This is a genomic window from Flavobacterium sp. 1355, assembly GCF_017833415.1.
Lineage (GTDB): Bacteria > Bacteroidota > Bacteroidia > Flavobacteriales > Flavobacteriaceae > Flavobacterium.
The window spans coordinates 73,817-89,707 of the sequence record NZ_JAFICC010000017.1 but is presented as its reverse complement, the minus strand read 5'-3'; the positions used below and the strand labels follow the sequence as shown (position 1 = coordinate 89,707).

Annotated in this window: 7 protein-coding genes; all 7 read right to left on the bottom strand. The window is 35.7% G+C overall.

The window, feature by feature from the left end; translation table 11 throughout:
* Positions 1-6: 6 nt before the first annotated feature.
* A complete protein-coding gene (locus JOD96_RS19750) occupies positions 7-2,211 on the bottom strand; it encodes an FG-GAP-like repeat-containing protein (RefSeq protein WP_209565931.1) in 2,205 nt (734 codons plus the stop codon).
* A 40-nt stretch (positions 2,212-2,251) separates the two neighbouring features.
* Complete coding sequence (locus JOD96_RS19745) at positions 2,252-3,751, bottom strand: vanadium-dependent haloperoxidase (RefSeq protein ID WP_245188457.1); 1,500 nt, start codon at positions 3,749-3,751, stop codon at positions 2,252-2,254.
* 159 nt (positions 3,752-3,910) lie between these two features.
* Positions 3,911-4,453: a hypothetical protein gene (locus JOD96_RS19740; protein ID WP_209565930.1), complete on the bottom strand. Its 543-nt coding sequence runs from the start codon at positions 4,451-4,453 to the stop codon at positions 3,911-3,913.
* 205 nt (positions 4,454-4,658) lie between these two features.
* Positions 4,659-6,146 carry a RagB/SusD family nutrient uptake outer membrane protein gene (locus tag JOD96_RS19735; RefSeq protein ID WP_209565929.1) on the bottom strand — a complete coding sequence of 496 codons (1,488 nt, stop codon included), beginning with the start codon at positions 6,144-6,146 and terminating at the stop codon, positions 4,659-4,661.
* Between the two features lie 11 nt (positions 6,147-6,157).
* Positions 6,158-9,166 carry a SusC/RagA family TonB-linked outer membrane protein gene (locus tag JOD96_RS19730; RefSeq protein WP_209565928.1) on the bottom strand — a complete coding sequence of 1,003 codons (3,009 nt, stop codon included), beginning with the start codon at positions 9,164-9,166 and terminating at the stop codon, positions 6,158-6,160.
* Positions 9,167-9,724: 558 nt separating this feature from the next.
* Positions 9,725-13,858, bottom strand: a complete 4,134-nt coding sequence (locus tag JOD96_RS19725; protein WP_209565927.1) for a hybrid sensor histidine kinase/response regulator transcription factor — start codon at positions 13,856-13,858, stop codon at positions 9,725-9,727.
* 89 nt (positions 13,859-13,947) lie between these two features.
* Positions 13,948-15,891 carry a glycoside hydrolase family 97 protein gene (locus tag JOD96_RS19720; RefSeq protein ID WP_209565926.1) on the bottom strand — a complete coding sequence of 648 codons (1,944 nt, stop codon included), beginning with the start codon at positions 15,889-15,891 and terminating at the stop codon, positions 13,948-13,950.

Below are 15,891 nucleotides of genomic sequence, written 5' to 3'. Positions count from 1 at the left end.
TTATTTTCAAATGCAAATTGGAGATTGTGCTCCAACGGTTGAAAAAAGGACTTTTTTAATCTCTATTTTAGAAAGTTTATCTTCCCCTTCAATGATTTTGAGGTATTGATTGGGCGGTATGTTTTTGAATATTTGCTTCTTCTGGTTTTTGGGCCAGATAATTTCGATTTGATCAATTATTGTCGCTTGTCCAATTCCGATTTCCATTCTTAAGGCCGAAGCTCCAAAGCTGCCACCTGAATTTAATATTCTGTAAACCGATCTTGAAATTCCATTTTCTTTGAAGGTGACTTTTACTTTGGCTCCAATGGCAGAGCGATTGCTGCCTGTTCCTTCTAGTTTTAATTTTATCCAACGGTTGTTGTTCTGCCCCGGATTCAGGTATAAAGAATTACTGAAGGCATCTCCTGAATAAGCACCGCCGACTTCTATAAAAATATCAGAATCGCCATCATTATCCAGATCATTAATCGCTACGGAGTGTCCTTTTTGAAGATTTCCAACACGGCCGGAAACGGTAACATCGGCAAATTTTCCGTTGCCCATATTTCTAAATAATCGATTTGGTGCCAATGATTTATAATCAGGATTCCCTGTTCCGAGATACATATCGAGAAAACCGTCGTTGTCAATATCTCCAAAATTAGAACCCATTGCAAATACGGTTTTACTTAATCCGGATTCTTTCGAAACATCAGAAAAAGTGCCATCGTGGTTGTTATGGTACAAATACATTTTACTGCTTTCATTAGGAATATTCAGGGCTTCCATGGCAATTTCGCCTGCAATAGAGCCATTGTATTGATAACCACAAACAAAAATATCCTGCCAGCCATCGTTATCATAATCCCAAAACCAGGTAGGGAAAGTCATCACTTTAATTCCTGCCAAACCTGCCTGATCTGTCGCGTCTGTAAATTGCGGAATCCCATTTTTGAGTCCGGTATTTTTTAATAGAATTTTCCGTTTGTTCATTCCCGAAAGAAATAAATCCATATCGCCATCATTATCATAATCAGCCGCTGTTACGCCTTTTATATAACTTACTACATCGCATTTTGCTTGTTTGGCAACATTGGTAAAAGTGCCATCCTGATTATTGAGATACAATTCTGAAGGATACGATTCCTCTGAAGATTCGTTGCCAATAAACAAGTCGAGATAGCCATCATTATTAAAATCATTCCACGTTCCGGCCTGAGTTGGAAATTCAGAATACAAGCCGCTTTTAATGGTGACATCTGTAAAAGTGCCATCGCCGTTATTTCGTAAAAGCGAGTTGGGTTGTCTGCCGTATTTGCGCATCCAGGCGCCTCTCAAAACAAAAATATCTGTATCGCCATCATTGTCATAGTCGGCCTGAACCATACTTAAGCCTCCTTTGAAAAGGCCTAAATTGGAGTTTTTGGAATAGTTAAGAAATTTTCCTTTTTGATCGTTTTGATAATAGTGCATCACGCCATCCAGACTCCAGTCTGAAGTTACAATGTCCAGATAATTATCGTTATTGAAATCATCTACAATAACGCCTCCCGACATATTTCTGCCTTTTATTCCAGTATTTGCGGCAACGTCCAGAAAAGGTTTTATACTGTATCCTGAATCTTTGTTTAGATTAGGAATCAGCCATTGTTTAGGAACTTCTGTTGGATATTCTCCAAGTGTCATATAAGCAATATTGAGCAGCCATCTTGATTCATAATCAAGAGGATTTAGTTCTAATAATTTTTTATAAACTGCTATTGCTTTTTGAGAACCTTGCCGAATCGTATGAATTCCGCTTTTTTCTATGGGCATAATACACGATTCAGGATTGTGGTAATTGACGCAATTTTGTTTTTCGCCGAGTCTCATGTATGCAATGCCTAAAGATTTGAGTGATTTAATATCGTCTTTGCCATCCAGCTTCTTCATTCTCCTGATGGCACTTTCGATAACGGCTACAGATTCTGCTTCTTTTCCCAATTTTAATAATGCATTACCTTTATTTAACTCATTACTTAATTTGAAAAAACCTTCATCTGAACTGTTGATTATAGAGTCATAATATGCAACTTCTGTTTTTGATGCAAATGCATTATCTTTTACATCGTACATTTTTTTTCTGGCCGCCAAGATCTTAATCATCTTTTCGTTTGGATCAGAAAAATAATCGCAGGACTGCGTTAGAATAAGCACTATAAATAGCGATGCTAATTGTTTAATTTTCATAATTAAAGCATTTCTGGATTGGACTACTTTGTTGTGAATCTTATTCAATTTCTGCAATCGTTTTGATGTCTTTATTTCCGATATGAAGATTATAAAACTTCCAAACTTCATGGGCCACATTTCTGCCCAGCTTTAGTCCTTCAACATTATCTGCCTGAATATGATAACCTCCCATTACTCTGGAAATTCCTGCCATATTTGCTGTCTCGGTAAAGGTTGGGAATTTAAGTACAACAGGTTTTCCGATGTTATTTGGTTCTGTCATTGAACCTGGAGTGCTACAGATTGCAGATTCTCCAAAAGTATCACTTCCCGTCCATAGTTTTAATGCTTCACCGCAACCGCCACTAATTGTACTGTGTCCGGAAACATAACCTGGAAAAGCGGGACATAAAAAAATATCCGGCGAATAAGGTCTCCAATCCTGACCTTTCATTTCTATATTTCCAAAACCTGGTCCGCCCCAGGCTTTTATAGTCTGATCTTTATAATAGTAATGTACTAATGCATAAGGACGGGCAAAGTCATAAAACATTTTTGTATCCCAGCATGCTATAAAGCAATCCATAGCAGTTACCTGATTGTAAAAAAACATTTTTACATCCTGATCTAAAGTATGATTATCACGTCTGGAAACATCCTGGGCAAATTTTAGCCAATGTCCTGCTTGTTGTACTGATTTTGGACCATCACGCATAAACTCTACCAATGCTTTTTGTTCGTTGGTAAGATTATATTGTAAATCAAGTAGTTCTTTTACTTCATTTTTAAGTTGTTCTGAATCTAATGCAGGTGGCGGTATAGGGCGAAATTGATCTCCTGATTTTAATCCTACAGGCTTTACTTTGTTCCAAAATGGAGTAGCGCAGCCCGGAGCAAACTTACCGCCTTTTCCATCTGAAAAATATTTTGGCTGCCAATGAATTACATCCTTCATTTCGTCTGGAGTATTGACCGGATTATAATTTACATAGTTAAAATAGGGAGTTCCGTTTGAACCCTTTTCTTCTCCATATTGATTTGATCCATCGTGTTTTCTTGCTTCAATTACTGCTTTTGCGGCTAAATTTCCTATTCCAACCGGTGTTTTAGGGTCGAGCGATTTATCATTAGGATCCAGACCTAATTTGACCATAAAAGCGACAAACAAATCTTTGTCTGAAAAATAATATTCACATAATGCATTATAGGCAGCATAGCTGATAGCAATCTCCTTATTTTTGAGTGTCTGTTCTTTATTAGGTCTTCTTTCTATATTTTTTAAATATACAGGAATTGCTTTTTGATCATAACGGCTCCAGGCATCAAAAACAGCAACAAATGTTAATCCTAAAAAACGGGAAGTCACTGTTGGTCTTGGTTTAAATCTATCAGTATCATTACCAGTGGCAACAACTGCGATTTGCGACCATTTATAGGCCATATTATTTTCTCCTGTTGGTTCTGCAATATGATTTTTGCTGTCTTTTACTTGTGCAAAAGTATTTACGCTTAAAGCACTAAACAAAAGTACTTTAAACAAAAATTTATAAATTTTCATTTTTGGTTGGTTTATATGGTTGTTAAATAGCTTTCTGTCAATTAGGATTAATTGAGGTTGGATGCTAAATTGTAAATAAGCAGATTTAATCCTTAGCTAAAAATTTAGTATCTAAGAATGGTAATCAATGCTATTTACATTTTGACATCAAAGGAAATGCTATACCATATCTGGAGGAGGATAATTGGTAGTAAAATATCCAGAAAGAATATTTTGCTGTGGTAGAGATGAATTAAAAGTAACTTTGGAAACTAATTTTGCAGAAGTACTTATAAAATTTATTGTATTGCCCGGAATGTAATCCTGAATAAAGGATTTCATTAATTTTTTATTTGAATTTTCTTTATTTGAATCCGCATCAAATAATTGACTGTCGACAATTTTTTTAAAGTCTTTGCTTAAAGCTTCGTTATGCGAATTTTTTAGGCAATATAATTTTAAAACATTGTTTTGAATTCTTTTCTTAAAGACATGATAGGTCTTATTGTTGATTACGAAGTCTTCATTGGCATCTTCAATACCAGAATCTACTACATAAGCATAAGGGTTAATTTTAACTTCAATTATTTCAAAATTTGAATTATCAGTTTTCTCCATAGCATTCACCCATACTTGCTCTTGTTGTTCAGCAAACATGATATAAAATCCCAAAACATTGTAAAACAATGTCACGATTAAAAAAAGTGATGCAATTCTTTTCATATTGAATAAAATTGGGCCTTGACCAAAAACCTGAATATTGAAGCCTAATGCCTTAGAAAATGGTTTCTTGCTCTTACAAGATTTATAAAGCTAATATTTGTCTTTTGCCAGCTTGATTTTAAGTAAAGAATATGATAAACAGCGCACGTTAATGCGCTGTTTTACAAATTACTAACTTAACTTAAACTAACTCAAACTTAAATCATTAATAACCAGGATTATTATCACTCGGTTTTATATTCGGATTAGAAGATGTCTCTCTGTTTGGTATTGGCCATAACTCACTTTTATTAGCCTGGAAACCAGTTCCCGCCAATTCTGTACTAGCAATACCCCATCTTATAATATCATCAAAGCGTACTTGTTCACCTGCTAATTCTACTTTACGCTCATGAACTAGAGCTGTAAATACCTGTTCTTTTGTAAGTGTTAAAGGCAATAATGGCACATCTGCTCTATCACGAACCTGATTAATGTAACCAATAGCAGTTGACTGCACACCACCAGGTCTCATACTTTCACATTCTGCCATCATAAGCAATACATCAGAATAGCGCATTACTTTGAAGTTGATACTTGAATCTTCATTTTCATTGGTACGTTTATAGTAGTTCTGATACTTTTTCCAGCCTGCTCTTCTAAGACCTGCAGAAGATGAAAAATTAGCCGTTGTCATCGTATTTGCACCGTTATTGTATTTTGATCCGGGAACGTAAAAGGTATCTCCAAAACGTTTGTCTCCTGGCTCATACTCATCTAATATATCATCAGACGGATACACGTTATACCAGCCAAGGTTACCATATTCCTGTCCTCTAAGCGTGGCTTCAGCAACACCGGTTCCGGCAGTATCACTTCCCCATTTGTCTGCTACCCCTAAGTTTTGATCGTATTCAATCTCAAAAATTGATTCCGGGCCATGCTCAGTTTCATCCATAAAGTTGTTATAGAAGTTTTGCTCCAGACTAAAGCCTGTTACATTTTGAAAAGCAGCTAAAGCTTCGTCATACTTTTTTTGATACAGTAGTGCTTTTCCTAAATAAGCATAAGCAGCTTCTTTTGTAGCTCTCCCTTTTTGTTCTACGCTTTTGCTTAACAGATTTTTAGATGCAAAATCAAAATCTTCTGTAATTAATTTATACACATCAGCTTTTGGGCTTCTTGGATTACCGGTAGTACCTGTTTTAGTATAAATTGGTAAATCGCCAAAACGCGTTACTAACAGAAAATAATAATAGGCTCTTAAAAAACGAGCTTCTCCCAGAAATTTATTTTTACGCTCAGGTGATAAATTCTCAACTGGTATAGCATTAATTTTGTCCTCATTTTCTAACACAAAATTGGCTTTGTAAATACCTAAATAACAGGCTTCCCAATAAAACTGGATAATATCGCTGCTGGCATCAAAAGAGAAATTTAAAAAAGGTGTCTTGTTTCCTTCCAATTGTGGATTTCCTTTATTTTCCTGAGACATATTGTCCAGTGCAAAGAAAATATGTCTTGCATAAAGTCCTCTGGTCTGCAGGTTGGAATACACTGCATTGACGCTGGCTTGCAGCTGAACTTCTCTGGTAAAATAAGTTTCAGGCAATAGTTCATTTGGATTAGTTAATTCTAAATCCTTGGTGTCGCATGCATTTATGGCTAAAATTCCAAGTAAAACGACAACTGTATATTTAATTTTTTTCATCATCTTTTTTTATATTAAAATGTAACTTCAAGTCCAAAAATTACTGATTTTGGCTGTGGGTATCTTCCGATATCAACTCCGGCAGAATTTCCATTAGTATCAATACGTGAAACCTCAGGATCTAAACCTGAATAATCTGTAATAGTGATTAGATTTTGGCCACTTACATAAAATCTTAAACGTTGAAAATACTTCGCGAATGAATCTTCAGAAAAAGTATACCCGATAGTAACATTCTTCAATCTGGTAAACGAACCATCTTCAACATAACGCTGACTGGCATTACCATAATTTTGTGTTGCCCCATCTGCTCTTGGCAATGTAGCCGAAGGGTTTGTCACAACTCCGTTTACAACAATTGATCGGTCCAGAACTGATGTGCTTGCGTTAAACAAACGTGGCATAGCTTCCAAATCAAATTTATTAGCGTTAAAAATATCGTTTCCGGCAACTCCTGTTATGAAACAGTTAAAATCGAATTTTTTATATCCTGCTGTAAGATTCAAACCGTATGTAAAATCAGGATATGGATTCCCGATATTTGTCTTATCTTCTGAACTGATGATTTTATCACCATTGCGATCCACAAATCTGATATCACCGGGTTTAAAAGTTGTCTGACCCGGAGCCAAAACTGCATCTACTTCTGCCTGGTTCTGATAAATTCCGTTGGTTTCATACCCCCAAAAGTAGAATAATGGCTGCCCTACTTCTAGCCTGGAGAAGCTCTCTAAACCAGCTCTCCCTGATGGCCCGCCCAAAACACTTGTTACTGTTGGTGCCAGACCTGTTACTTCATTTTTACTGGTACCAAGATTAGCTGTGGCAGACCAGGTAAAATCGCCTTTTCTGTCATTGTAGCCCAGCGTTAATTCAAAACCGCTTACTTTTACGTCGGCAATATTTTGAAATTGTGTTCCACCAGGTGCACCTATAGAGGCTGCAAGTGGCACACGGAAAAGAATATCGCTGCTTTTATTGTTAAAATACTCGATAGAACCGGTGAATGCTTCTTCAAATAATCCAAAATCCAAACCTATGTTTCTGTCTTTTTTAGACTCCCATTTTAAATCTGGATTAGGAACACCACCCGGAGTAATACCTATTGCTGCGCCTCCATTAATTGGGTACGTATAATTATCCGTTAAAGTAGGACTATATTGATAATTGTCTAATGCATCATTACCTGTTGTACCAATACTCGCTCTAAGTTTCAGTGTGCTAAAAACAGAATCGTTCATAAAGCTTTCTTTTGCAATATTCCATCCTAAAGCAACAGAATAAAAATTACCAAAACGGTTATTAGGTCCAAAACGGGAAGATCCATCTCTACGGCCAGAAAGAGCTAAAATGTATTTATCATTATAGTCATAATTAATACGGGCAATATAACCTAAGTTATTAGTTTCAGTATTAGTAGATCTCAAGTTTGGAGTTACAAGACTCAACTGGTCAAGTTCGTCTGTAAGGGTGTTACGGCTTCCTGCTACTAAATTTTGGAATTTATTCTCAATTTTGGTTATAACTCCCAATACTTCAATATTATGCTTCTCTGCAATAGTCGTTTTGTAGGATAAACTGTTGTCAAAAACAATAGTCTGACCCTGAGAATTTGTTTCTGCAATAGAGGCAAATGCCTGCGTATGAGCCACACCGTCAGAATAACTAGGAATAAAAGTATGATCTTTTGTTGTAAAATAATCTAAGGAAACCTGTGATCTGTATTTTAAGCCTTTATAGATTTCTAATTCAGCAAAAATGTTTCCTATAATAGATACTCCATTAATTTTTTGATATCCTAAATTTGCTACACGCACTGGGTTTTCTGCATCCTGTCCGTCAAGTGCAGAGGTTGGACCTTGGTATCCACCCTTATTGTTTGCATTATAAACAGGAAAATAAGGAGCCATTTTGATTGCATGCTCCAATAAGGTTCTACCCCCTGAGGCACGCTCCGGATTGGTTTTGCTAAAAGATACTCCGATATTACTTCCTACGCTTAGTCTTCCTATGTTTTGTGTATTGTTTGCTCTGAAAGAATAACGTTCGTAACCTGTTCCAATAAGAGTTCCTTCCTGCTTTAAATATCCTGCAGAATAACGGCTTGTAGAATTTTCTGTCCCGTTTGAGAAGCTTAGATTATAATCCTGCATCAAACCGTCCTGAAAAATCTGGTCCTGCCAATTGGTATTGATATTACCAAATTCAGCTGCTCTTGCTGTTAAATCACTTCCCAGATCTTTAGCATACTGAAGATATTGCTGTGTATTTAAAACGTCATATCTTTTTGAAACAGTTTGGTAACCTGCATAAGTACTGAAATTTAATTGCCCCGGGCCTTTTCTTCCTTTTTTGGTAGTAACCATAATTACACCATTAAAAGCCCTTGAGCCATATAAAGCTGTTGTTGAGGCATCTTTTAAAACAGACATAGACTCAATATCACTTGGATTTAGTCCTGATAAATTACCTACCAAAACACCATCAACTACATATAAAGGATTACTATTATTCATTGTGGCCAAACCACGAATACTCACTACCGGATTGGAACCTGGTGATCCATTTACAACAGTCACACCTGCCGCTCTACCCTGCAAAGCTGATTCAGCATTTGTAATAGGCACTGCTGTGATGTCTTTTGCACTTACTGTAGAAATTGCCCCGGTAACTTTTGTTCTTTTTTGGGTACCGTAAGCCACTACAACTTCTTGTAAGGTTTGTGCAGATTCTGCTAATTTAACATCAATCACATCACGATTGCCTACCACAACCGTTTGCGTAGTTAGACCAACATAAGAGTATGTTATTTTATCTGTAGGATTAACTCCTCTTAAAGAGTATTTACCATCAAAATCTGTCGATGCGCTATTTTTTGAACCTACTACATTAATGCTGGCACCTGGCAAAGGAATTCCTGAGGGATCGGTAACCACACCCTGTATGGTCTTTGATTGTGCCATCACATTCTGATAGCTTATCATTAGCAATGCGATTATTGCAAACTTTAATTTTAACATCATATTAATTGGTTTTTTGTTTAGTTTAAATAATTGTTTGGTTAAAAGTTGTTGTTTAGTGTAGTGTATTGTAATAATTTGATTATTGATGTGTTTCAAAATTTATATTTTATCGAAACCATTCATTTTTATTACTTAAAATTCTGATAAAAAAAATGTGACCACAATACAATAAACTGGTTTTCATGTCATACTTGAATTGTTTAAAATTGTTAGTAATTATTTATTATTGAGAGTGTTGGTTATATCAAAAATATGCCGTTAACATAAATTTCACATACTAAAAATGATGCAAAAACTATCAATTTTGTAGCATAAGAGTTAAAAAAACCAGTGAATTCGTTGTTTTGAACTTATTTGATAGTAAAAAGGAAAATATTTTATTCTAAAAAACAGAGTTATATTTTTTTTGTATAAATAAAATAATATGAGATTTATGAGTATTTAATAATTACGAATAATTAAAAGTCTGTTATAGTCTTTTGTTTTTATGACAATTACATCTCATATGAAAACAAAAAAGACGGTATACACCGTCTTTAAATTTGCTGTTCCAAAAAGTTATTTTTTGTTAAGATGGGTGGGCAAATACCCGTATTTTTCTTTGTAGCATTTTGTAAAATAAGAAGGAGAGCTAAAACCAACTTTATAACTAATTTCGGTTATATTATCATTACCCAATTCTATTAATTCTGTAGCTTTTTCTAAACGAACATTTCGAATAAATTCGTTTACAGAAACTCCTGTTAACGTTTTAACTTTTCTGTACAATTGGCTGCGGCTCAAAAATACTTTAGAAGCCAAATCTTCCACACTTAATTCCGTCTCACTAATATTTTCATTAATATAGTTCAGGATGTTTTTTATGAATTCATTGTCCAGAGTCGTTGTTTTTTCTTTGGCTTTTGGTGTAATTCCGTTATAGAATTTATTAAACATAATTTGCCTGCTGTTAATCAGCTGTACCAAACTGGATCTTAAAATATCCATATCAAAAGGCTTGCTCAAATACATATCTGCACCAGAATCAATTCCTTCTAACCGGTCTTTTACCAATGCTTTTGCAGACAGCATCATGAGCGGAATATGACTTGTTTTTAAATCTGATTTGATGTTTTTACACAATTCCAGACCACTCATAACCGGCATAATGACATCTGTTAAAATCAAATCGGGCAATTTTTGCTGAGCCAATTCCAGACCCACTTTACCATTCTCAGCCACGAGCACTTTATACTCTTTTTTGAGTTCGTTTTTTAAATAATTCCGAAGTTCTACATTGTCTTCCACAATTAGAATCGTATAAGTTCGATCTAGTTTTTCAGTCTCTTCTGTTATTTCCGTTTCTGATTTTTCAACAATTGGCGTGAAACTTATTTTCTTTTCTTTTTTAAATTCTTCAAACAGGATTTCATTTTCATTAAAAAACTCTTTTCCAACAGGAAAAACCAATTTAAAAGTTGTACCCACTCCCAATTCGCTTTGCACTTCAATTATCCCTTTGTGCAATTCTACAAATCCGCGAACCACCTCCAGACCAATTCCCGTGCTTCCATAATAAGCTTTATTTAAATTATTGACCTGATAAAAACGGTCAAAAATTCTCTTAATATCTTTTTTGTCCAGTCCGGCGCCTGTATCTTCAACCGTAACTTCAAAAGAAGGATAATCTTTGGAGTCATTTATTAAAGGGAAACGCAATAACTCCTCGTTGACGTTTATTTTGACCAAAATTTTTCCGTTATCCGGCGTCACTTTAAAAGCATTTGAAATGACATTGAATATAATTTTCTCAAACATTTTTGGATCTATCCAGTCTTTCAAAGCGGTTTTATTCGATTCAAATTGCAGGTTTATACCACGACTGAAAGCTTCTTCATCAAAATAACTCACAATTTCTCTGGTAAAACCAACCACTTCTATTTGCTGTAATTGCAGCGTCATTTTGTTAAACTGCAGTTTATTAAAGTCCATTAACTCATTGATTAATCTCGAAAGCCGGTCTGAACTTTTTTGAATCGTCTGTAGTTTATGTAAAACTCCTTCCGGCAATTCTGCGCTGTAATTCCTGATTATATCGGCCAGTGGATTCAAAATCAAGGTCAAAGGTGTTCTAAACTCATGCGATATATTGGTAAAGAATTGTAGTTTTTTGTTGTTTAATTTTTCAATTTGAATGGCTTTTGTTTTTTCAAATTCTATCATTTGTTTTTGTTTGAAACGATTTTGATAGTATTGATTTCCAAAATGAATTGCGGCCAATAGCAACAATGAATAAAATAAGTAGGCAAAAGAAGTTTTCCACCAGGGCGGCAAAATTTCGATTTTGAGTTCTAATGGTGTTTGACTCCAAACTCCGTTTTTTTCGGCTGCTTTTACTTTAAATACATAATTGCCGGGTGCTAAATTGGTATACGTTGCAGAGCGTTTATTGCCCACATAATTCCATGAATCATCAAAACCTTCGAGATAATAAGCATATTGGTTTCTGGCCGGAAAAGAATAATTGACCGCAATAAAATCAATCGTAAATACCGACTGATCATGCTTAAGGATAATCTTTTTGGTCTGGGATATGACTTTTATTAAAGGTGAGTTTTTTTCGAGTGGTTTTGCTGTTTTATTAAAAAGCTTAAGATCTGTAAAATAAATAGGAAGCTGTTTTTTACTTTTTACTAAACTTGCGGGATTAAAGTAGTTTAAGCCTTCATAACTTCCAAAATAAAGCATTCCGTTTTCATCTTTTAAAACGGCATTGTTGTTAAAATCATTTCCCAGTAAACCATCGTATATCGAATAATTTACCGTGGTTTGGTTTTTTAAATCTATTCTCGTAATTCCTTTTTTTCCGCTCAGCCAGATATTCCCATCGTTTGATTCTACAATAGACGAAATTGATTTTTCATTTAATCCTCTAAAATTGATATACCATTTTAAAAGATCTTTCTTTTTATTGTAGCTAAACAATCCCGCGCCATCTGTACCAATCCAGATTTCTTTGTTTTTGCCTTCGTACAGCGAATTGATGGTATGCGTGCTTTTATGATTTTTAAGCTTTGCCGACATTTTATCCCGAAAAGAAACTACCGAAAAATTTACAAAATCTTTTGTCCTAACCTTATACAAACCTGTTGTGGAGCCTACCCAAATAGCATCATCTGAATCTGCCAATACTTTCCTGATGTCTAAATTGCTCACTCCGGCTTTAGAAAACGGCAGCGAATTACAATGATGAATCTGACCGTCTGAAGGTGTATAATAATGAAGTCCTTTGCCAAAAGTACCAATCCAGATTACGCCTCTCGAATCTTCGGTAATACTCATTATATTAGCGGAGGCCAAATTGGGCGTGTTTTTGGTGTTGTAATTAACGAAGTTTCTGCTCCCTTTTTTCAGCAAAAAAATGCCTTCGTTCCAGCTGGCCAGCCAAACATTTTGTTTTTTATCAATAAATACCTTAGTAATATTGCCATCGGTCAAACCGGAATAATATGAATTGTCGAACTTGTTAATGTGCTTAAAGCTCTTAGTCGACGGATTGTACACATCTACTCCTCCGCCTTCCATAGAAATCCAAAGCTGGCCTTCCTGATCTTTGGCAATACCGGTAACACAACTGGTTTGTAAGGATTGCGGATTGCCGGGTAAACTTTCGATCATGTTTACCTTGCTGTTTATTTTATCAAAAATACCCAGGCCTTTGTTGTAGTATCCCAGCCAAATTCTTTTTTCCTTATCCTGAAATAAAGACCAAACGGAGTTTGACCCTAAACTTCGCATATTGAATTTGTTGTTCACGTATTTTTTTTGAACAACTCCCTGATCATTAACCACAATTAAGCCGTCATTTTCTGTGGCACACAAAATTGTTTTGGGATCTGTGGCCAGTATTGACATGATTCTCTTTTGGGTAACAGGATACAAAATACCTTGTTTGACTTTCGAGTTTAAATCGACTTTTACCAGTCCTTTATATCCATTTCCAATCCACAAATTTTGATTGCTGTCCACAAACATCGAAACTATATTTAAGGAACCCAGCGCTTTGTTGCTGTCAATAGCTGCTTTTTTAACCTCATTTTTTAGAGGATCCAGTACTTTCAAACCCAAACTTGTCCCTAAATAAATCGTTCCGTTTTTATCTTTTACCAAAGAATTGATCAGATAATTTGACGTGTTTGGAATATCTGATTTTATCTCCGTTATGGCTCTTGTTTGCGTATTGAGTTTGAGCAAACCATAATTGAAAGTTCCGAGAAAAAGATTTCCTTTACGGTCTTCTATAATACTTTTAACAGAAATTACGGTTTCTTTATTCTTGTTTTTTTTAATGTTTATATTTTCGAAAGTATTTAAATTTCGATTGTAAATACACAATCCTTCATCAGTCCCAATCCACAACCGGTTGCTTGTATCAACGTAGGCAACATAAATTAAATTGCTATTAATAGAATTACTAACCTTGGAGTTTTGCTCGTAAGTTTCATAATTAATACCATCATATTTGTATAATCCTGCGCCGTTTGTTCCCATCCACATAAATCCAAACCGATCTTGTGCAATGGTATAAATGCCGCTTTTTGAGTTCTCCTTATCTACTAATCGAAACTGATAGTTTTCAAATGTATTTTGAGAAAACAGCGTATTGACTATAAAACATAAAATGACAATGAAGAAACAATTTCCTTTAGACATTATAAAATGATTAGTAAATTTAAATTAAATATATACTATTTAATCGAAAACCAATTGTTTGTTTTTCAATTATATACATTGTTTTGTGATTAATTCAGCAACAATACGCCGCCATTGCTGGGAATTTTAATTTCAACCTCCTGATTATTTTTATGCCTGATGTTTTGTACTTTTCCATTTAGCTTTTCATCATCGGCATAATATTTTAAGGCTGTTCCTGACGCGATCATAGGCAATTTTAATTTTAATGAAAGGGTTTCTTTTTGAGCGTTTACTCCGGCTACATACCATTTATCGCCTTTTCGACGGGCCAATACAGCGTACTTCCCAGGATATCCGTCCAGAAAACGAACCTCATCCCAAGTGGTAGGAACTGCTTTCATAAAATCGATTGCCCAGTCCGGTGCATCAGTTAAATTGTTGGGTGCCAAGGCAAAATGCTGCACCCCGCTCTGGAAAAGTACGGCTGTAGCCAAAGCAAACACATCTGATGTTTTGCGTTTTGAACCTTTATTGGGAATATTATCACTGTTATAAAATTCATTCAGCGCGCTTCCGCCAAAATCCATACTGCCAACGGTATTTCTAATAAACGTATGTGTGGCGGCATTGGTAGCTTCGTTGTCACAGCTTGCCTGTCCAAAATGCAGATTCTCACTCGCTAAAACCGCTTCGCTTGCGGCGTAATTAGGATACATACGCTCCCAGCCTCGTGGCAAGGTGCAGCCGTGAAAAATAACCATTAAACCAAAATCATTCGCATCTGTCAGGATATCTTCGTACAATTTCATCGTGACTTGTTTGTCTCCGCCAAAAAAATCGACTTTAATTCCTTTTACGCCAATACTTTTCATCCACGCCATTTCTGCGCGACGAATTGCTGCATTGTCCATTTTTCCCCGTGGTCCTTGTGGTGCATCGTTCCAATAACCATTGGAGTTGTACCATAAATACAAACCCACGTTTTTAGACTTTCCATATTCGGCAAGTTCCACGATTTTATCTTTTCCAATTTGAGTGTCCCAAAGCGCATCAACCAAAATAGTTTCATAACCCAAAGCATTACTAAAATCGATGTATTGTTTTTGTACCGGAAAAGTCGTGTTATTGTCCATTTTGATAATCCAGCTCCACGTGCCTTTTGTATATTGATATTCTTTTGAGGCTTTATATTTTGGTTTCACCAAATCAAACGGAATCGTGGTTTCTACTATTGGATTCAGCGTTTCGCCAACTGTAATCGTTCGCCAAGGCGTTTCGCCTGGAAGTGCCATGCCCGGCGCTGTAGTTCCGTTCCCGTTATTTTCTCCCGCCATCGGAAAACCAATCGTGCACAACCCTTTTTCGCGACCTATTAATCTGCTGCCACAATAATTTCCATCAACTCCGGTCTCAGAAATTAAAATCCAGCCATTTTTATTTACTTTAAAAAGACACGGAAAAGTATAACCTTCACCAATTCCGTTTTTGCCCATTTCAGCGTCTAACGTGTATGTTGTTTCGTAACTAGGCGCACTTCTCGCAAATCCGGTCATAGGTTTGCTTTGCGGACAAAGAAATGTTGTGGTTCCCTGAGGCAGCATAAATCCGGAAGCTTCTTCTTCGACCACACCAGAAATAAGCTCTTTTTGCGGATGTATTTTGTATTGAAAAGCCACATTATTATTGCTGACCCTGAAAATGACATCAATCGCCGATTTGTTTTCTTTTGTAAAAGAAAATACAACTTCGTTAGCTTCATAATGTACCTCACGCTGCTTAATATTAGGAAGCTCGTATTTTTCATTTATTTTATTCTGAATTGGATTCGGTTGTAAATCTAATCCCGTTGTAAAATCGCCCACGTTTGTTTTTAAACCCAAAGGAGAATTTTCTAAAAACGTTTTTTGATTGTATGAAATGCTGTAAACCGGCCTTCCGTTTGCGATTGAAACCGCGACATTCAATTTACCATCGGGACTTTTTACGACTGACTGTGCATTTACATTTAAAAAACTGAACAGACAGAAACATATTATATATTTAAAACTCAT